Raw genomic sequence first — 19,453 nt, forward strand, 5'->3', positions numbered from 1 at the left:
GAGGCATGAAGTTATTCATACACCGCAAAGACTTGCGTACGGATGATCTGGCTGCATTCGATTATTTGCGGGAACACCAAGAAGAGAGTGTGCATGTTCTCATCTACGATGCATTTCTCCTGCGGCAAGGCCGAGAGAAGGAACACAGCGGTGTGAATTTCAGGCAGCATGCAGCGGAATTAGGCAGACGTTATCTTGAAGCCAAACGAAAACTGCATGTTGCTTATGGCAATCCAGCTGAAGTGGTTGAATTCATCTTGAACGAATTCAAAGGTGAGATTGACGAGATTGTAGTCCATCGGGACATGACGCCATATGCAATTGAGCGGGATAGGGCCATACGCAAAGTCAGTGAGGCACGCGAGGTTACGTTCACACAACTGACGGATCATTTGCTGATGGATCTAAATGGATTTGCTAATTTTACAGGCAAGTCGGAGCCTTATAAAGTATTTGCGGCTTTCCATCGGCGGTGGGTGGAATTTATGAATGAACATCCCAATCCTCCCTCGGCAACAACGATTGCAGAACTGAAGGTGAGTGATCGACAGATTGAATGGCCGGATGCGATGCAGGTACCTCCGGAGTTGCTGGAGTCCAGTGGCTCGGATGAAGAGGACCCGCATCTGCTGCTGGATCAATTCTTATCGGATCGGATTGCTGAATATGGTGAGCATCGGGACGAATATGAGGCTTACGAACCGAGCCATCTCAGTTCTTACGTAGCTGTGGGGGCCGTATCCATTCGCAAGATGTATGATGCAGCGAGTCGCACAGCAGAGGCTGGGGAATGGATCAGACAGTTGTGCTTCCGCGACTTCTACCTGTATCGGGCGGTCTATGAGAGTCACTATTTTACATATGAAAAGGTGTATGATCTCTCAGCTCTCCATGATGGTCATTTCGAACATTGGTGCAAGGCGGAGACAGGTATTCCGATTATTGATGCAGCGATGACGGAACTGAACGAAACCGGACATATGCCGAATCGGCTTCGCATTCTTACGGCGATGTTTCTCACCAAAAACCTGCAATGCCCGTTCACCTTGGGTGAAGCTTATTTCAGGCGCAAGCTTCGTGACTATGATAACATTCAGAATCGCGGTAACTGGCTATGGTGTGCTTCGCTTGGCGAGAATGCAGCTCCATATTTTCGCGTGAACAATCCGGTAACACAATCCGAGAAGTATGATCCGCAAGGTGATTATATTCGGAAGTGGTTGCCTGAGTTGAAGGATCTGCATAGCAAGGACATCCATCAGCCGCGCAAGGATGCCATTGTCGATCTGAAGGCATCGAGACAGGTGGCTATTGACGTGTACAAACAGATTCTGGCGAGCCGCCAGAAGTAGACCGAGTCAGGGGCTGGTTCATGCCCACACCCAAATATACCAATCTCATCCGGTTGAACCAACAATCATTTGGTTGGAATCAGGATGTTCCAAAGACCGCGTACTCGCGGTCTTTTTTACATATATAGACATGAAAATAGTGTGAAATATGATGAAAATTTAGGAATTGTTAAGAAAATGGACTACCCATCTTAAGCATTATGCCTTTTAATAGATAGAGAGCTTTATCGTATTAAGTCATATCTGACATATTGACGAACAAATGAAGGAGAAATTTTAAACATGAGTGAAACACTGAAAAGAGAGCGAATTCCGGAGCTGAATCTGGTACGTGCCATGGCGATTATCGGCGTACTGAGCGTGCATTCCACTTCTTACGCGACGGTGGACATGACCGGTTCGGGCTATTATTGGCTGTACAACTTTATTAATATCTTTATGAAATATGGTACGCCAACCTTTATTTTTATGAGCAGTTTCGTGCTGTTCTATAATTATTATTCCCGTCCGCTGGACAAGAAACTCGTAAGTAATTTTTACAAGAAAAGATTTGTGTATATTTTACTTCCGTATTTCCTGTTTTCATTGATGTATTTTGTTATTCTGCATTTCACGCATTATCAGGGCCGACCGTTTGGCGAATCGGCTGTAAGCTTCATTACGAAATTGTTTACGGGTAAAGCCTATACGCATCTGTACTTTGTGTTTATTAACATGCAATTCTATCTGTTATTCCCATTGGTGTTATGGCTACTCAAGAAGTATCCTTCCGTGGTCAAATGGTCTGTACCGATTGGATTATTGATTCAATGGGCGTTTATCGTAAGTAATAAATATGGATTCCAGGTACCCAATAAGGGAAGCTGGGCGTTCTCTTACTTTTCCTATTTCATGCTGGGGGCATTCATCGGGGTGTATTTCCCTAAAATCAAGCAATGGTTCGTTATCAGTCGGGCTAATGCCACTAAAGGGCGCATAGCTTCATGGATTCTGCTCTGGGCGGTGTGGATCTTTGCCGGACTGGGTCATGTGTACATCTACTATCAGCTGCGTCTGAAGATCGCAACGTATAACACGCTGTGGTATGAATTCTTCTGGAATGTGCATACCTTCGCTTGTGCGCTGGTGCTTATCCAGATTGCTTATCTGCTCTACCGCAAAGGGCCGTCTCTGATCGTTAAGCCGCTGAATCGGCTTGGTGCACTGTCCTTTGGTATCTATCTGATCCATCCATTCTTCCTGCTGGTGTATCGGAATTATCCGCCGCAAACAGGAGTGTCCTGGTTAGTGCATCTGTGGTATGCCGGAGGATTCGGTGTAGCTCTAATCGCTTCGTGGATCGTCGTTGGATTGACGGCAAGGTTCGTTCCATATGCATGGGTGATCTTCGGCAATCTCCCAAAACCGAAACCACGTCTGGCACCACAACAGAACTCGGGGCAATTGGATGTTCGTTAAGATACATTTCCAATATAGGAATAATAAACCGTTTCTTGGTCGACCTTAGGGGAGAGCAGGAAGCGGTTTTTTTATGTATGCAGATATGCGAGAAGTGGGGAACGAGTGTTTCTTTTATATGTACGAGGGGTAATCATAAGGCGGAACGATAATACATTATGGATGACAGGATTAAGGTGAAAATAATGACAACATGCGAAAAATGCGGGAGACCGATGCAAGATATATTAGAATATGTGGAACACATTCTTCACGAATGCAATGAACAGACTCAGGAGTACAATTCGAAAGATTATCAGGCCTTTGGCCATGAGGGTGTTCGCGAGCAGATGTGATACAATAGAAAGAAACCGGATTCATACGGAACCGAGGTGACAACATGGAGACGGGTCCAGCCCCTTTCCGGCAAGGAAAGACGGAACAAGAAGCGCGACTGACCAAGACATGTATGTATTGCGGACAACAGCGACCTATGTCCGAATTCCGGCGCAGAACCGGAAAGCGGGCAGGTCCCGGAGCCAGACGGGGAGCCTGCCGTAGCTGTCGTCAGCTTGGTGGACAGGCTGATCATGATGTGGGTTCAAGCATGAGCGGGCAAACGAATGAACGGATGGGGCATCAACGGGGTGGCTTGGAGACACGTGATGTTACTAATAGACCGTCTGCCTCTGCGAAAGATGAAGCGGGTCGGACTTCTCATGGCAGGGAGCAGGGATCTGCTACCGAGTCGTCTTCAGACAGACATCTGGTATCTCAATCGTTAGTAGGCTCGACGTCAGCGAATGACAATGAACATGCTGACTTGGTGACTTCCTTAGTCTCTTCTTCGGGTAATCGGAAGAAGCGGAGAAGACGGAGGAAGAGTAAGCGTTCAGAGGGACTGACAAGCAATGAGCAAGCGGAGACGAGCCTAGAGTCTGATGGCTCGGCAGGTGAGGTCTTGATTGAACCAGCTGAGCCACAGCCAGGCGAGCGCTGGCGTGGGGAAGAGCATTCGCAGGGCGATGCTGCTGCGAATGCAAAGGGCACTGCACAGCGAGCTGCCGCTGCTGTGCAGGCCGCCGAGCAGGCTGCGGCGGCCCAAGCTCTGCTGCCGGCTGAGCCGCAAGGCCCGGCAGCAGAGCCCCTGGCTGCGGAGCAACCGACCGCAGCCAAACGCAAGCGCAAGCGGCGCCGCAAGCGTGCTGCCGCGCTCGCGCCCGGCGCAGGGCAGGCCCGCAGCATAGCTGCTGAGGCCCATGCGCCGGTCCTGAGCGACCGTGGCGATGCCACCACGGTCGCTGCACCTTCGGCGGCGGAGGCACAGCTTGCCGCCACTAGGCGCGAGCCTGGGCAAGCGCCGGGGGCTGCTGCGGAGGCAGGGCCTCCTGCGCCCGTGCGCCAACCTGGCTCGCCAGGGTCCAAGCCGCGCCAAGCGCGCAAGGAGCGTGCGCCCAAGGCGAACGGCGAAGACGCTGCCCGCGGTACATCCGGGCAGCGACCCGCACATGCCAGCCGCAGTCACGCAGCTGGCATGGACGGTCGTCCCCGCCGTCAGACGCCGGCGGCCCCGGTAGCCATCGACCCGGAAGATCCGGCTTCGCTCCGGACCAACCGGCAAGGCATGGTGCGGATGCGCGGCAAGACGGACAAGGGCAGGCGCTGGCATCAGGAAGTGGACATGGAGCTTGCGGTTACGCTGGTCAAGGAAAAAGCTGCTGTGGTGGTCAATCGGTACACGATTCGCCGATTGTTCAGCAACAAGGATTTCAAGCGGTATATTCTGACCCGGGATCACTACACCTGTTACTTCTGTGGATCGTATGGAGATACGATTGACCATCTGCTGCCACGTGCCAAAGGTGGACATACTACCCCGCTTAACTGTGTCTGCGCCTGTAATCTGTGCAACCAGTCCAAAGCGGCGATGGATGCCGAAGAGTTCATGAACTCAGGTATTCCTGAGTGGAATGCTGCCCATCAGGCAGAACTGATTGAACTGGCCATGCAGGAAGCGCAGCTGGAAGAAGGATAAATACCCCCAAAGAAGGATCGGGGTTTCGATATGAAGAGCACACCAAGACCATAAGAGGTCGAGGTGTGCTTTTTTGATTTAATTTTGATTGGAGTGGAAGTCAGTTCGCTGTGCAATAATTTCTTCAAATTGACAACGGTGTTCATCGAAGATGTACGTTATACTGGGAGGGAGTTGCTAAAGAAGCTTCATCATCCATATGAATGATGAAATGTATAGTGAACATCAAACCTGAGAACGTAGACTGTATAGATTGGATGGATGCAGATGACCCCGGCAGCATTGGACATTATGTCCTATATTACGGAAGAAAATATTCGTTTCTGGCTGGAAAAGTTTCGCTCCCTGGGCCCGTTACCGGGAATTTTGCTTACGTTTATGAAATCATTTGTGCCACCACTTCCAACGTTGTTGATTGTGGGTGTGAACGGTGCGGTATACGGTCTGTGGGCAGGGTTTTTATATTCATGGATCGGCATGGTCCTCGGTTGCACCGTTACATTTCTGATCGTACGGGAGATCGGGAAATCTGCTTTTGTGGAACGCTGGGCACGCAAACCCCGTGTGCAGCGCAGTATGGTATGGATTCGGAGGAACGCGTTCGGTTATGTTTTCCTGCTGAGTATCTTCCCGGTAGGTCCGTTTGTCATTATTAATGTGGCAGCAGGTATCGCGCGAATGCGCTTGTTATCCTTCCTGCTTGCGGTGGGCTGTGGTAAAGCGATCATGATCTTCTCTGTTACGTACATCGGTTCCAATGTGGAACAATTTTTGGAGCATCCTGTACGCTGGGTAGGCGTATTGCTGTTCATTGCGGTATCCCTGTGGGCAAGCCGCAAACTGGAGCGACATTTTACCCGGTCATCGTCAGATGGCGAAGAGCTGAATGATCTGAATCAACCCGCTGGCAAATCGATTTCCTCCTAGTTTGGGTTAAAAATGGTATATTTGTGTGGTATTTATGAATTACCCGGAGATGAACCTTTTTAAAGGGGGATTAGTATGATTGAAAATGTCTTTGATTTTGATAAAGAATTATATCGCATGAATGAAGAAGAGCTTCGATCATTATTGCGTATGCTCTATTTTAGCGCGGACATGGCAGTTAGTCATCAGACAGAAGAACATTCAGTTGATTTCGCAGTGAGTGTACAGCGGATTTTTGAGGGGTTAGGCGAGGAGAGGAATCGGAAGCAAGCTGAGCAGCAAATGCTTGATACACAGAAGCCGCGTGAAATTCATATAGCGATTGGTGAATCACCGTTGGGTAGCATTAAGGTTGCCATGGGTAGTGTTCCTGGACGCTTGGCACGACGTTTTTATTCTATGAATGACTACTATGCTATAGGGCCGTTGGGGGATCTCACTGATAAGATAGTTCTACAACGTAGACACCTCTGGTTGCTGGAGAGACTTCATTTAAGTGAACACGGAAAATGCGCTATCAAAGGCGTAGATGAAATGATTCAATTAAATAACGTGATGAGTTCCATTGATGAAGAGACTAGAATAACCATTTGGTATGCTAATAACGCCCATGAGAAAACGGGTCTTCTGTATGCTATTCATTTGCTGCGTAACAGGAAGAGTCCTGTTTATCTGATCGAGACAAGTGAACTGTATCAGGAGTTATTCCATAACCCTGACATTGAGTGTGATGTTTTGAGAACAGGAGAGATTGTTTCTGAGAAGTTATTAGTCATGTGGAACCATTGTGTAAATGCAGAGCCGGTGTCTTCAGAAGAACGCAAGCAGATGGAGCAAGAGTGGAATTTTCTCTCTAAACAACCAGGCCATCTGCGAATAATGAAGGATAGTAAGATTCATAGCGTGTCCGAGGACGGAATTGATGATTTCATTATGCAAAAGGTGAGAGATCTTACGTTAACCAGACAATCAGATGAATTTATAATATGTGCCCGTGTTGTAGGTGAAGTACTTGGATATTTAGAACAAACTGTGGGAGACGCATTTATTGAATATCGAATACGTCAACTTGTGCTGCAGGGTCGACTGGAGATGGAAGGTATCCCACATGCAATGAGATCCTATGGTGTCCGACTTGCGAGTAAGGAGCGGAACTAAAAGTTACTGGCGTGCGATACATTAGAGATTGAAGAAAAACATATAGACTGTACTCCGGCATGATTCTCCTACTTGTCCGGGGACAGTCTATTTGTTCATGTTTGAATACTGGACCGACTTCTCTTGTGCATTGTACACAATAACGTTCTTCTTCATCATTTTCATTTCTGTTATGACTTCTTCCCATTCCAGATTTCCATTAGCGGTCCATCTTCCCCGTAGACCGGATCGGTATCTGGGATCGGAACCTCTCGGATTTCCTGCAGAGCCTTCCGCAGCTCCCCTTCTTCGCCTGTGCGTGTGTTGTAACTCATACCGCCGGGATAGGCACCGGCAATACGAAAGTCCGTGCTGGACTCCAGACGTTTATGCCCAGTTCCAGCGGGAAGCACGACAACGTCGCCTGTCTGAAGGTAAACTTTTTGTCCATTTTCTCCGCCTAAAATCAGTTTCACGAATCCGCTCACCACAGCAAGAGCCTCATGAGCATTACTATGATAATGATGATAATTGAACACACCATTCAACCAGCTGTTTCCCCATCCATTACGATTCAACAACGATTCTGCATGAAGGGCCTCTTCTGCCCATACGTTCTTATACAAGAGCACAGGCAGGGTCGGATGATTGGGAATCACACCGTTCTCCTGAAGGAATAACGTCTCTATGTCCTGTTTCCGTTCATTCATCTCATATCACCTCCCTATAAATTACCCGATAACCTCAAGAACGAACAAAAAACAATTGTAAAATGATACAAAATGTATCATTTTAAGGTTATACTCAGTACATATACTCTCTTCAATGCACTCGTTGTATAAATCGCAAGGGGGAATCGTGTGTGAACATTGTGATTACAGGAGCTTCTGGATTTGTGGGATTTAATCTTTCACAGTATTTGGCGCAAAAGGGGCATCGAATTACCCTTCTGGATCGGGATGATTATTGTCAGAGGCTTGTTCATGTCTCCCCTCTACATGAGATGCCGTTCATCTGTTGTGACCTTGCATCAGACCGGATTCATCTGCCTTCAGGAACAGATTACATTATTCATCTGGCAGCCATGCCTCATGTGGATTATTCGTATCATCAGCCAGGGGAAGTTTTTCGCAATAATACACTCAGCACACAGGCTATTCTACAATATGCGACCGAACATCACATCCCTGTTTTGCTGGCTTCATCTGTTGAAGTGTATGGCGGCGATTGGGGCAGAGTCTATCATGAATCCGATCCGTATGCCCCCGTCTCGCCTTATTCTGCATCCAAAGTCGCCTGTGAAATGATTGCTCACTCCTACGCTCAATGTTACCAGCTTCCAGTTAAACTCTTTCGCTTGACCAACCTCTATGGTCCATGGCAACTGCCAGACCGTATTATTCCCCGAAACTTTGGTCGGATACTGGACGGACTGCCTCTGGATATACAGGGATCGGCAGTGCGTGATTTCCTGTACGTAGATGATGCTCTCCGGGCCATTGAACAGATCATGCTGAAAGGCAAAGATGGACAGGTCTACAACATATCGACAGGGCTTGGAACAACCATGCAGGAGATCGGGCAGATGTTGAAACCCATGGATCGATCGTTAGCTGCTGTAGAGATTCGGGAGCAAGAACCAACCCAGTCCAGAGGGTCCAGTCTGGTCGTGCATTCAGGCAGATTACGAGCGGAATTGGGGTGGTTACCTCAAACCACATTGGAAAAAGGATTGGAAAGAACCTTCCGTTGGTATCAGGAACATCCCGAGTGGGTAAGACAGTTCAGCCGTGAATACCATACAACAAGGGAAACGCGCAGTTTCATTATCGATATGGCAAGATACGCAGTTCCAGCCGTATAGAACGCACAAAAAAAGCCAGGGAAGGGTGTATTGAGTAACACCTTCCTTGGCTTTTTTGCGCCTCCGTCTCATGTTTAGATTTCATCCGAACACGGACAGTTAGGCTAGTTTGTAACGATCTATTGCACGAAATCATCGTGCTGTTGACCTTTCATTAAAAGGATCTTAGTGATCTTTTTTAACGTCGGCAATTTTATCCTGTACAGCACCTTTGGCTTTGTCTTTCTTACCCTCAGCCTGAAGGGATCTGTTATTGGTTGCATTACCGATCTGATCCTTCACTTCGCCTTTGGCCTTGTTTACGCCTGCTTTGATTTTATCGCTAGTTGAATTACTCATATCGAACATCTCCTTCGTTTCTGGTGTAGTCCTTATTAACCGGGATGTCCACATTCTAAACGCATAGGGTGTGTTCCAAGTTTTGCATTCGTGACGCAAGAGGTTCATACTTGAAATAGAAAAGATGTCTCAATGATGGAATAAGGCTGAGCCCAACGCTGCATAATAACGACAGTGACCAATTTCGTTGCATGATTATCGTGATATTGGAAAACAATTCCTGAACATTTGGATAAACGAATCCTTCCTTGTGTACATATCGCACATCTGGTCATATGTGATCTTGTCTTAATACCACATGTGGTAGGAATACGGATCTTGGACAGGAGGATCGGCGGCGTTAGCCTGCCTTCATGGGTTGACAAAAAAATCGATTTTGTTACAATGTTCACAATATCTTCACAAGTGTAAAAAATTTCTTTTTCATGTTCATGTGTAAGAGGTGTAATATAAGGGTATAGAGTTCGGTTTCGGCCTGCTTGTCGTTTTGTGCGTCAACACATGTTGTCCGCAATAGATCCAAGATACAATGCATGATGTGGGAGTGGCCCTGAGCTACGCTCACCCTATTGTGTGAAATTTGGTACATTTAGTTGTATTCAATGTATTTTGTGGTTCGGCTCTGCTTGACAGGCATCATGAAAGTCGCGGACTTCTATCCCAAAGTAAAGGAGGACTTTCTCTTATGTCACAATCGCCTACTCAACAAGAGGTGCCAGTTACAGAAGGTGCCAACGTTTCCGAGCGCCAGTCCTTGGACGTTCTGGATCAACTGATGAAGCCTGAGGTACAGGAGTCTTTAACCGTTCTGGTGGAGAACCTGCCTAAATTGGCTGAAATGGTTACTGCTATGACAAAAGCTTATGACTTTGCACAAAGTGTAGCAACAGACAAAGTTCTGATCAGCGACACAATGAGCGCAATGGGCGAGTTCGCTAAGCCTGTTGTAGACAAAGCTAAAGGTGTAGCTTCTGCTGCCATCGAAGCCAATGACCGTGCGCAAACAGAGCAAACTTCAGTTGGCTTGTTCGCTATGCTGAAAATGCTTAAAGATCCAAATGTACAACAATCGCTTCGTTTTGCTCAATCTTTCTTGAGCATCCTGAACGAGCGTCAACAACCGAAACGTTAAGACTTAGAAGAACGGAGGATGGATATGTCGAAGCAAATTTTGATCTTGGGTGGAGGATACGGCGGTCTGTTGACTGCATTGACTGCGCGTCAATACTTGTCTCCGGAAGAAGCGACAATTACTGTCGTTAACCGTTACCCTACACACCAAATTATCACGGAACTGCACCGTCTTGCAGCAGGAAGCATTGCTGAACAAGCAGTTGCTCTTCCACTCGAAAAATTGCTGCGTGGCAAAAACGTGAACTTGAAAATCGATACGGTGGATACAATCAAGCCGGACGAGAAGAAAGTTCTGATGACCAGCGGCTCCACATACTCTTACGATGCACTTGTCGTTGCCTTGGGCAGCGAAACGGCATTCTTCGGAATTCCGGGATTGCAAGAGTACAGCTTCACGCTCAAATCGGTTAGCGATGCAAACCGTATTCGTGCACACGTTGAAGCACGTCTAGATGCTTACAAACAGTCCGGCAACAAAGCAGACGCTACGTTTGTTATTGGTGGCGGCGGCTTGACAGGTATTGAGCTTGTTGGTGAATTCGCTGACCTGCTTCCTGCTGTATGTCAAGAAAAAGGGATCGATTTCAAAGAAGTATCCCTGCACACGGTTGAAGCTGGTCCTTCCATTCTGGCTGGATTCCCACCAGAACTGGTTGAGCGTGCTAAATCGAGTCTTGAGAAACGTGGCGTTAACTTCATCGTTGGCGTAGCGATTACTGAGATGAAAGAAAGTGAAGTTCTGCTGAAAGACGGCAGCTCCATCCCTACGAGCACACTCGTATGGACAGGTGGCGTACAAGGCAACGCTGTTGTTGCTAACAGCGGAATTGAAGTGGATCGTGGCCGTGCGAAAGTTACGGAAGTTCTGCAATCTACTTCTCACAAAGACGTGTTTGTTGCTGGTGACAGCGCAGTGGTCTTCCCTAGCGAAGGCGCTCGCCCTTACCCTCCAACAGCACAATTGGCTTGGCAAATGGGTGAAACCATCGGTCACAACTTGGGCGTAATGTTCAAAGGTGGCGCAATGGAATCCTTCACACCAGTATTCTCCGGTACGCTGGGAAGTCTGGGTCGTAAAGATGCTGTCGGCATGATCGGTGGCAACCAGACTCGTCTGAAAGGTCTGCCTGCAACCATGATGAAAGAAGCAAGTAACATCCGTTACTTGGCTCACATTCACGGTTTGTTCGCACTGGCTTACTAATCTTAATGCCATTCAAGGGCGCCCTTTTGGGCGTCCTTTTTGGTTGTCACGATTATAAAGAATCACAGATAATCAGACGTGAAAATAGGTGCGGCAGGAGTGGTCGATGTGAGGCCACGTATAAACCACATAGGGTATATGGAATATTAATGGGGTAACGGAAGTTTTCATATTTCATAGATGTACTGAATGGACATGAACCTGGGAAGCCGGCGCTTAGAAGCGCCGGCTTTCGTTTAAATTATAGGATGAGCATCTCTAAATAAAAGGAACGGGTAAGCAGCAACAAGCTGCCTGTCCAACCGAGAGGAGAATGACGTATGAACGTTTTAGTTATAGGAGCAAATGGACAAATCGGTAAGTTTGTGGTGGAGCAGCTGGTACAGGAAGGCAAACATAAAGTAACGGCCATGATTCGCAAACCGGAGCAGGCGGACATGCTTAAGGAACTCGGTGCCAATGTGGTAATCGGTGATCTGGAGGGCAGTGTGGAGGACTTGGCTGAGGCCATGAAGGATCATAATGCGATTGTGTTTACAGCGGGTTCTGGCGGATCTACCGGTCAGGACAAAACACTACTGATTGATCTCGACGGTGCGGTGAAAACGATGGAAGCCGCAGAGCAGCAAGGAATCTCCAGATATATTCTGGTCAGTGCGTATGGCGCAGATCAACGGGAGAAGTGGTCAGAGTCCATCAAGCCTTATTACGTGGCGAAGCATTACGCGGATCGTGTACTGTTTGCAAGTGATCTGAATTACACGATTATTCGCCCGGGTGGTCTGAAGAATGAACCGGGTACGGGCAAGATTGCAGTTGGAACAGATCTGAAGCCAGGAAGCATTCCGCGTGAAGATGTGGCCCGTGTCATTGTGGCTTCCTTGCAGGAGGAGAAGACGTACCGGATGGCCTTTGATCTGATTGCCGGAGAGCATCCGGTTGATGATGCCTTGGGCAAATTGTAGATAGTATTGTAAGATAACGGGAGAATGAATTGATGGGGATGAGGGGGAGCGCTGCATGAACGAAGCCGTGCTGGTCATAGAGGATGAGCCCAAAATAGCACGCCTGCTTGAACTGGAATTACAGTATGAGGGATATCAGGTGGGCAAGGCTGGTAGTGGAACAGAAGGATTGGAGAAGTATGGAGAAGGACAATGGGATCTGATTTTGCTTGATGTGATGTTGCCTGGTCTGAGTGGAATTGAAGTGTTGCGGCGAGTTCGGGCCAAAGATGCTACAGTTCCGATCATTATGCTCACCGCCAAAGATTCCGTGGAAGACAAAGTATCTGGCCTGGATCTCGGAGCTAATGACTACATCACCAAGCCGTTCCAGATTGAAGAGCTGCTTGCCCGAGTTCGGGCCGCTTTACGGCTTAGTGCAGTCGCGTCTGTTGCTTCTGCCGCTTCTTCGTCTACACCTGCTGATACGGGGAATGACTCTTCTGGGCTTCAGGCTGAAGCTGAGGCAGGCTGGTTGACGGCTGCCGGGTTGAAACTGAATGAAGGAACGCGCGAGATATCCCGAGATGGCGTGCCCATTGAGCTTACTCCGCGTGAATTCGATCTGCTCGTGTATCTGCTTCAGAATCAACGTCAGGTGCTCAGTCGTGATCAGATTGTGCAGGCTGTGTGGGGATACGATTATTATGGAGATACCAATGTGGTGGATGTGTATATCCGTTATGTGCGCAAAAAGGTGGATAACGGATTCACACCGCCCTTAATACATACCGTACGGGGCGTAGGGTACGTCCTGAAGGAACAGTCATGAGCCTGCGCAGTAAAATCTACGGATATTCGTCTGTATTATTTGCTGTGCTGTTAATCGCGGTGAACCTGTCGGTCTATATCGTGTTTGAGCGGATGTCGATTGATAACGAGGTTAATCGGGTGGAAGCAGAGGCCGAGTCTATTGTCAAAGGAGTGCGTCAGTCTGCCGGCTCCATTCCACCGGACGACTTATTGCGGGCCTATGCGCCTGTGAACGGCATGCTTCGGATCGTCAATGAAGACGGCACCAGTTCCCCGGTGACGACAACAGCAGCTTCCGAGCAGCTGAGCAAGTTGCCCTATAAGTATGAAAGTGAGAAGAAATCAGAGTATACCCAAGTTGAACAGATTGGTTATGTGTGGGTTTCAGTCCCGGTCATCTGGCCTGATGGCGAGGTGGTGAATGTGCAGGTCACCGAGAGCATTGCAGAGACGGAGAATCGTCTGTCTGTACTGCGTACTGTGCTTGTGGCGGTCACGATTATTGCTCTCATTCCAGCCATTATCTCCAGCCGGATTCTGGCGAATCGGATGACCAAGCCCATCCAGCAGATGACACGCACAATGAGTGACATTCAGTCCAGCGGCCAATTCAAGCGACTTCCACTGGAGGAAGGATCGAAGGATGAACTGAAAACGATGGGGCAGACGTTCAACCGGATGATGGATCTGCTCGAATCCAACTTTGAACGACAGGAGCGATTCGTATCGGATGCATCTCATGAGCTCAAAACACCGCTGACCATTATTGAGAGCTATGCCAGTCTGCTACAGCGGCGAGGAAAAGAGCGGCCCGAGGTATTCGATGAAGCGGTGGAGGCGATTCTATCCGAATCTGTTCGCATGCGGGAGATGACCGAGCAACTGCTACTGCTCGCGAAGCAGCCAGAGCAGTGGAATGTGCAGTTGGAGCGTGTGGATATCACGAGACTGGCTACAGACTCCACACGTGCGTTTCGCGAAGCCTATCACCGGGAAGTCCGGTGTGAAGATTCAGGTCCAATCTGGGCGATTAGCGATGAGAGCAAGCTGAAGCAGCTGTTGTTTATTTTGCTGGATAATGCCCGGAAGTATAGTGAAGATGCAATTGAAGTCAGGTTGGAAGCCAAGGGACAAGCGTGCCGTATTCGGATCGTGGATACCGGGATTGGTATGCGGGAGGATGAGCTGGAGAAGGTATTTGACCGATTCTACCGGGTTGATCCGGCCAGAACACGCAGCTTAGGCGCAAGCGGTTCAGGTCTGGGATTGTCGCTTGCCAAAGAGCTTGCAGGTGCAGTTGGAGCACGAATCGAACTGACCAGTACCGAGGGTGAAGGCACCGAGGCTTCAATTATTTTGCCAATATCGGTTCAGAACGGGCCGCTCTCATGAAATTCTCATTCTTCTCTTATATACTATATAAACTGAACTAAAGATTGTTCACACTGACACTACGATGACAGAACAACCTTCCAATGGCTGTTATCCCCAGATTTTTTGATTCCCTTTTCTAAAGGGGAAAATCCGGGGATAGCGTATGCTTCCGATGTAGCTTTCTTGCAGAAAGCTTGTAGCTTCGCTTTTTCAGGTTATTTCTGTCCTCTCCGTTAATGTGTAAAAGATTAGTTCAATCTATTTAGTAACCAACGGAACTAAACTCAGACCGAATATACAGCAGATGAACTCGGGCTAAGAGAGTGCATAGGGGGAAACGTAATGACAGAGCATGAGCAGCGACCACCGGAGATGAAACGGCATGAACAGGCGAACAGTGGATGGGCGAAATCGCGAAGATCATTTTGGTGGGGTTCAGGGCTTCTCGTTGTGCTGATTGTGGCATCTGTTGTGTGGTGGAAGCCGTGGCAATCGACTGGTGTGGAACTTTCGGCAGATGCGGCGGCCCAATCGGTGCTGGATCAATATCCCGGAGAGATTGTGAATTCCACGTTGAAGGACGGGACGTATATCATGCAGCTTCGCTCGGAGACCGGACTGTATGACGTGCAAGTGGATGCTGTTACGGCTACTGTGAATTCCATCAAACGGCTGGAGTCCAACCCGCAAGCGGAAGAGAAGACGTTATGGAGCCGCGAGCAGATTAAGACGGCGTTGTTAAAACAACAAACGGATGACCAACTGGTCTCACTAGAACTTGTGGAGCAGGAAGGTAGTCCGGTATACACCGCCGTAGTGAAGGCAAAGGATAACAGCCGTGAAGAACTCACGATTGATCCATATACCGGAGAGACGATATCCTCCAAAACAATAGCAGTGCCGACAACTGAGACGACAAAGGAAGATCCCAAGCCTCAGTTTCTAAGCGAGAAACAAGCGAAGCAGAAGGCACTTGCAGAGGTCCCTGGGGAAGTGGACGACATCGAACTGCGTGGAACCAACAGCGGCAATCCGTATTATCTGGTTGAAATTGATCTGGAGGATGGCCGGGAGGCCATTGTGCAGGTGAATGCCATCTCGGGAGCGATTCGTTCCGTGACTTGGGATGAGGACGATGATTAACATTTGTACAGGAATCCATTGAATATAGAGTTACACTTTTTTTGAAAAGATGATTCCTAATTTAGGGGTCATCTTTTTCATTTCTTTTAGATTACATACATAATGAACACTTATTAAACGAGCAATCTCCTCATTTTCTCATCAAATTCTAATCTAACTCTCGCTGATCTCTCATTCCTGCAGGTTATTCTGTAAATGTAGACGAGAACGAAACAACAAACGAGGAGATGAATGATGATGATGAACAAACATAAACTTTGGATTGGTAGCTTGTCAGCAGCAGTATTACTTGGTGGATCAGCCGTAGCGGCTAGCGGGAATGTGAATGGACAATCGGTGCAAACTACACCAACGTCAACGACACAATCCGTAACACAGAATCAGAACAGCACAGGCAAAATGCTGAATGCATCCCAAGCAAAAGCGCTGGCGTTGAAAGCAGCCGATGGTAAAGTGGATGACGTGGATCTGGAGCGTAGAAACGGCCAAACGTTCTATGAAATTGAGATCGACAGAAAAGGAACTAATGATGTTGTTGTTCGTCTGGATGCTTACACAGGCAAAATCCTGGCAGTCGTGAATGATGAAGACTACGATGATGACGATGACTATCAAGATAATGTAACAGGCAACACGTCTAACACCTCTGCTTCCAAGCAGGTCAAATTGACGGCATCCCAAGCTTCAAACATTGCATTGAAGCAGGTGACTGGTGGTAAAGTAACCAAAGTCGAGCTGGATCATGATGATGGTCGCTATGTATATGAGATCGAGCTGAGAACCGCTCAAGGTGAAGCAGATGTAGATATCGATGCCAACACAGGCAAAGTGCTATCGTTTGACCAGGATTTTGACGACGAAGATTAAGCAATAAGAGCGAGTAAATGCCGATAAAACATCATATAACGAACCTGCCCACGAACAGCCACACACAGCTAGAGACAGTTACATCATGGAGGGCAGGGCGGGTATAGCAGAGGACGCTTCGGGGGAAGCGTCTTTTTGTGGTTTATGGAGAGAGGGAGTATGAAATTGTACATGTTCCGACGGATTGTTCACTATGCGAGCAGGAACGTGGCGGATACAATCAGAAACATGGAGGTGAACGCCAAGCCAGTATTGCCAGGAATTCTAATGATGAAATGCATCATCGATCGGAGGCAGATGAGACATATCGATTTTATTTTATGTAAGCGCTTCACAAAAAAACATGGAGGTGCATTACGATATGGCTATGAACGATGGATGGTTGAAAAAGAATACACATTCCCGTCGCTTGAGTTATCTGCTTGCTTTACTCTTGGCGCTGCAATCAATAGGTATGCTGCTCGCACCCGGACCGAATGCTTCAGCTGCTCCGCTCAGTGTAACGAACGGGATACAGTTCAAGGATACCAATGGCAATGTCGTTCATGCTCATGGGGGCGGGATGATTAAGGCGAACGGGTATTATTACTGGTTTGGGGAGAACCGTAATCCGAATGGAACGTTCAAGGCGGTATCCGTGTATCGTTCATCGGATCTGAAGAACTGGGAGTATCGCAATGATGTGCTCACCAGCAGCTCGGCAGCAGAGCTAAATATCTCCAACATTGAACGCCCGAAGGTCATCTATAACAGTTCGACTGGCAAATATGTGTTGTGGATGCACAAGGAGAATGGTCTGGATTATGGCGAGGCCCGAGTGGCCGTAGCTACTTCGAATACGGTTGATGGCAACTACACGTATGTGGGCAGTTATCGTCCACTTGGGTATGATTCCAGAGATATGACGGTATACAACGATAACGGAACCGCTTATCTGATCTCCGCGACCCGAGTGAATGCAGATCTGAATATATATAAGCTGACCCCGGATTTCTTGGGTGTGGAATCCCTTGTCACAACGCTGTGGCCTGGACAATATCGTGAAGCGCCTGCCCTATTCAAAAAAGACGGCGTCTACTTCCTGATCACCTCAGGTGCAACTGGCTGGAATCCGAATCAGGCCAAATATGCGACAGCCTCCAGCATTACAGGCACATGGAGCGGCCTTAGCAATTTTGGTGACAGCACAACGTATGGTTCCCAATCTACCTATGTCGTTCCAGTAGAAGGTTCCCAGACCACATCCTATCTCTACATGGGTGATCGATGGGCTGGTGCGTGGAGTGGACTGGTGCAGGATTCCAAGTATGTCTGGTTGCCACTTTCGTTCCCAAGTGCAACCAGTCTGGCAATGAATTGGACAAGCAGTATTACGATTGATACAGCAACAGGTACCATAGCTGGAGTAAGTACACCAGATGTATGGGACCCGAATGCTTCATATCAGCTAATCAGTCGTAAAAGTAACAAGTTGCTCAATGTCATCGGGGGTTCTTCCGCCAACGGTGCTGATCTGGAGCAACGAGCAGATGGGGGAACAGCCAGTCAACAGTGGCAGATTACCGATGCGGGTGGCGGCTATGTCAAAATCATCAACCGTTCCAGTGGCAAGCTGATCGGTGTGGAGAATGGTGCCACGACCGATGGGGCTGTCATTGAACAGTGGAATGATGGTGGTTGGGCCAGCCAGCAGTGGCAGCTCGTCCATGTAGGTGGTGGTTATTATAAACTGAAGAACCGCAGTACAGGCAAGGTGTTGGACATTTCCGGTCAATCCCTGGCAGATGGGGCTGCGGCCATCCAGTGGACGGATAATGGCGGTACGAATCAGCATTTTCAGATTGTTAAGGTGCAATAAGACTTTTAGATATTAGATAATAAGGTTCAACATAAAGTGGAAGCCCTTGTCTCTTACCATAAGGTGGGACAGGGGCTTTGTGATGTGTTCACGCTTGTTACGTGATGCTTTTACTCGAAGGGTATATTCAGATGATGGCTCATATCGTGACCTATTTCCGATCATTACCATACCAAACTGTGGTAAACTAGTAGAATTGTAGAAAAAGATAGAGACAGGAGCTGGATAACGAAGTGAATGAACAACAAGTGCTATCCATTGAAAGCTTGCGTATGAGATACAACGGACGTTATGTCCTGAATGGCATCGATCTGGAAGTGAATCGTGGTGAGATGATTGGATATATTGGTCCGAACGGGGCTGGCAAAAGTACAACGGTTAAGATTTTACTTGGGCTGGTTGAAGGATATGTAGGCACGGTGCGAATCTTTGGTAAAGATATTGCAGATGGGGATGTAGAGTATAAACGCAGAATCGGCTATGTTCCGGAGGTCGCGGAATTGTACGAACAATTAACGCCTGCGGAGTATCTGACCTTTACGGGAGAGTTGTACGGGATGTCCTATGAAGATGCGGATTACAAAGCCAAGCTGTTAATGGATTGTTTTGGAATGGAAAAATCATATCATTCCCGCATTGCCTCCTTTTCCAAAGGCATGCGTCAGAAAGTGCTGTTGATCTCTGCGCTGCTGCATGACCCGGATCTGTTGTTCCTGGATGAACCACTCAGCGGATTGGATGCCAATAGTGTGATGGTAGTGAAAGAGATTTTGTCGCAGTTATCGGCCAAAGGCACAACCATCTTCTATTCATCCCACATCATGGATGTGGTGGAGAAGATCAGCAGTCGAATTGTACTGATCGCTGAAGGACGCGTGGTGGCGGACGGAACGTTCAAGCAGCTCCAACAGCAGTCCACGGAAGGTTCATTGACATTGGAGGAAGTATTCAATCAATTGACGGGCTTTAATGAGCATAAAGCCATTGCTGAGCGCTTTGTATCGATTGTGCAGGAGGTGCACTGA

16 protein-coding genes and 1 pseudogene are annotated in these 19,453 nt (G+C 48.0%); 15 read left to right on the plus strand and 2 right to left on the minus strand.

Annotated elements, in window-relative coordinates; all coding sequences use genetic code 11:
* Positions 1–5 precede the first annotated feature (5 nt).
* The 5 genes and pseudogenes from PAHA3_RS21465 (at position 6) to PAHA3_RS21485 (ending at position 6,909) form a co-directional block, all read left to right on the plus strand.
* A complete protein-coding gene (locus tag PAHA3_RS21465) occupies positions 6–1,352 on the plus strand; it encodes a cryptochrome/photolyase family protein (protein ID WP_062836725.1) in 1,347 nt (448 codons plus the stop codon).
* A 282-nt stretch (positions 1,353–1,634) separates the two neighbouring features.
* On the plus strand, positions 1,635–2,810 hold the full coding sequence (locus PAHA3_RS21470; protein ID WP_062836726.1) for an acyltransferase: 1,176 nt from the start codon (positions 1,635–1,637) through the stop codon (positions 2,808–2,810).
* Positions 2,811–4,380: 1,570 nt separating this feature from the next.
* Positions 4,381–4,824: pseudogene (locus PAHA3_RS31285) on the plus strand (HNH endonuclease); the annotation flags it as partial.
* Between the two features lie 267 nt (positions 4,825–5,091).
* Positions 5,092–5,751, plus strand: coding sequence for a TVP38/TMEM64 family protein (locus tag PAHA3_RS21480; protein ID WP_082762941.1), 660 nt, complete (start codon positions 5,092–5,094; stop codon positions 5,749–5,751).
* Positions 5,752–5,826: 75 nt separating this feature from the next.
* On the plus strand, positions 5,827–6,909 hold the full coding sequence (locus PAHA3_RS21485; RefSeq protein WP_062836728.1) for a DUF1835 domain-containing protein: 1,083 nt from the start codon (positions 5,827–5,829) through the stop codon (positions 6,907–6,909).
* A gap of 170 nt (positions 6,910–7,079) precedes the next feature.
* On the opposite strand, the gene PAHA3_RS21490 is transcribed toward PAHA3_RS21485, so the two are convergent.
* Complete coding sequence (locus tag PAHA3_RS21490; RefSeq protein ID WP_062836729.1) at positions 7,080–7,598, minus strand: cupin domain-containing protein; 519 nt, start codon at positions 7,596–7,598, stop codon at positions 7,080–7,082.
* Between the two features lie 152 nt (positions 7,599–7,750).
* Here PAHA3_RS21490 and PAHA3_RS21495 point away from each other — a divergent pair, with 152 nt between their 5' ends.
* Positions 7,751–8,752, plus strand: a complete 1,002-nt coding sequence (locus PAHA3_RS21495; protein ID WP_201028104.1) for an NAD-dependent epimerase/dehydratase family protein — start codon at positions 7,751–7,753, stop codon at positions 8,750–8,752.
* Between the two features lie 165 nt (positions 8,753–8,917).
* On the opposite strand, the gene PAHA3_RS29985 is transcribed toward PAHA3_RS21495, so the two are convergent.
* Positions 8,918–9,091 (minus strand): CsbD family protein, encoded by a 174-nt coding sequence (locus PAHA3_RS29985; protein ID WP_076332039.1) that lies wholly within the window; start codon positions 9,089–9,091, stop codon positions 8,918–8,920.
* A 685-nt stretch (positions 9,092–9,776) separates the two neighbouring features.
* On the opposite strand from PAHA3_RS29985, the gene PAHA3_RS21500 reads away from it, so the two are divergent.
* The 9 genes from PAHA3_RS21500 to PAHA3_RS21545 all read left to right on the plus strand — a co-directional run bounded on the left by PAHA3_RS21500 (position 9,777) and on the right by PAHA3_RS21545 (position 19,453).
* Complete coding sequence (locus tag PAHA3_RS21500) at positions 9,777–10,223, plus strand: DUF1641 domain-containing protein (protein WP_017691658.1); 447 nt, start codon at positions 9,777–9,779, stop codon at positions 10,221–10,223.
* Between the two features lie 24 nt (positions 10,224–10,247).
* Positions 10,248–11,429: an NAD(P)/FAD-dependent oxidoreductase gene (locus tag PAHA3_RS21505; protein WP_062836730.1), complete on the plus strand. Its 1,182-nt coding sequence runs from the start codon at positions 10,248–10,250 to the stop codon at positions 11,427–11,429.
* A 320-nt stretch (positions 11,430–11,749) separates the two neighbouring features.
* Positions 11,750–12,394: an SDR family oxidoreductase gene (locus PAHA3_RS21510; RefSeq protein ID WP_062836731.1), complete on the plus strand. Its 645-nt coding sequence runs from the start codon at positions 11,750–11,752 to the stop codon at positions 12,392–12,394.
* Positions 12,395–12,449: 55 nt separating this feature from the next.
* Complete coding sequence (locus tag PAHA3_RS21515; RefSeq protein ID WP_062836732.1) at positions 12,450–13,205, plus strand: response regulator transcription factor; 756 nt, start codon at positions 12,450–12,452, stop codon at positions 13,203–13,205.
* Positions 13,202–14,578 carry a sensor histidine kinase gene (locus PAHA3_RS21520; RefSeq protein ID WP_062836733.1) on the plus strand — a complete coding sequence of 459 codons (1,377 nt, stop codon included), beginning with the start codon at positions 13,202–13,204 and terminating at the stop codon, positions 14,576–14,578. The genes PAHA3_RS21515 and PAHA3_RS21520 overlap by 4 nt, the downstream gene beginning before the upstream one ends.
* Positions 14,579–14,902: 324 nt before the next feature.
* Complete coding sequence (locus PAHA3_RS21525) at positions 14,903–15,703, plus strand: PepSY domain-containing protein (RefSeq protein ID WP_062836734.1); 801 nt, start codon at positions 14,903–14,905, stop codon at positions 15,701–15,703.
* Positions 15,704–15,940: 237 nt separating this feature from the next.
* On the plus strand, positions 15,941–16,570 hold the full coding sequence (locus PAHA3_RS21530) for a PepSY domain-containing protein (RefSeq protein WP_167350923.1): 630 nt from the start codon (positions 15,941–15,943) through the stop codon (positions 16,568–16,570).
* A gap of 361 nt (positions 16,571–16,931) precedes the next feature.
* Entirely contained in the window at positions 16,932–18,428 is a 1,497-nt protein-coding gene (locus PAHA3_RS21540; RefSeq protein ID WP_153028271.1) for an RICIN domain-containing protein, read from the plus strand.
* Positions 18,429–18,661: 233 nt separating this feature from the next.
* Entirely contained in the window at positions 18,662–19,453 is a 792-nt protein-coding gene (locus PAHA3_RS21545) for an ABC transporter ATP-binding protein (RefSeq protein WP_062836737.1), read from the plus strand.

Origin of the sequence: Paenibacillus amylolyticus (assembly GCF_001570725.1) — a bacterium.
Lineage (GTDB): Bacteria > Bacillota > Bacilli > Paenibacillales > Paenibacillaceae > Paenibacillus > Paenibacillus amylolyticus_A.

Coding starts and splice junctions, on each gene's coding strand:
- PAHA3_RS21465 (WP_062836725.1), top strand. CDS start 6: ATGAAGTTATTCATACACCGCAAAGACTTGCGTACGGATGATCTGGCT.
- PAHA3_RS21470 (WP_062836726.1), top strand. CDS start 1,635: ATGAGTGAAACACTGAAAAGAGAGCGAATTCCGGAGCTGAATCTGGTA.
- PAHA3_RS21480 (WP_082762941.1), top strand. CDS start 5,092: ATGACCCCGGCAGCATTGGACATTATGTCCTATATTACGGAAGAAAAT.
- PAHA3_RS21485 (WP_062836728.1), top strand. CDS start 5,827: ATGATTGAAAATGTCTTTGATTTTGATAAAGAATTATATCGCATGAAT.
- PAHA3_RS21490 (WP_062836729.1), bottom strand. CDS start 7,598: ATGAATGAACGGAAACAGGACATAGAGACGTTATTCCTTCAGGAGAAC.
- PAHA3_RS29985 (WP_076332039.1), bottom strand. CDS start 9,091: ATGAGTAATTCAACTAGCGATAAAATCAAAGCAGGCGTAAACAAGGCC.
- PAHA3_RS21500 (WP_017691658.1), top strand. CDS start 9,777: ATGTCACAATCGCCTACTCAACAAGAGGTGCCAGTTACAGAAGGTGCC.
- PAHA3_RS21505 (WP_062836730.1), top strand. CDS start 10,248: ATGTCGAAGCAAATTTTGATCTTGGGTGGAGGATACGGCGGTCTGTTG.
- PAHA3_RS21510 (WP_062836731.1), top strand. CDS start 11,750: ATGAACGTTTTAGTTATAGGAGCAAATGGACAAATCGGTAAGTTTGTG.
- PAHA3_RS21515 (WP_062836732.1), top strand. CDS start 12,450: ATGAACGAAGCCGTGCTGGTCATAGAGGATGAGCCCAAAATAGCACGC.
- PAHA3_RS21520 (WP_062836733.1), top strand. CDS start 13,202: ATGAGCCTGCGCAGTAAAATCTACGGATATTCGTCTGTATTATTTGCT.
- PAHA3_RS21525 (WP_062836734.1), top strand. CDS start 14,903: ATGACAGAGCATGAGCAGCGACCACCGGAGATGAAACGGCATGAACAG.
- PAHA3_RS21530 (WP_167350923.1), top strand. CDS start 15,941: ATGATGAACAAACATAAACTTTGGATTGGTAGCTTGTCAGCAGCAGTA.
- PAHA3_RS21540 (WP_153028271.1), top strand. CDS start 16,932: ATGGCTATGAACGATGGATGGTTGAAAAAGAATACACATTCCCGTCGC.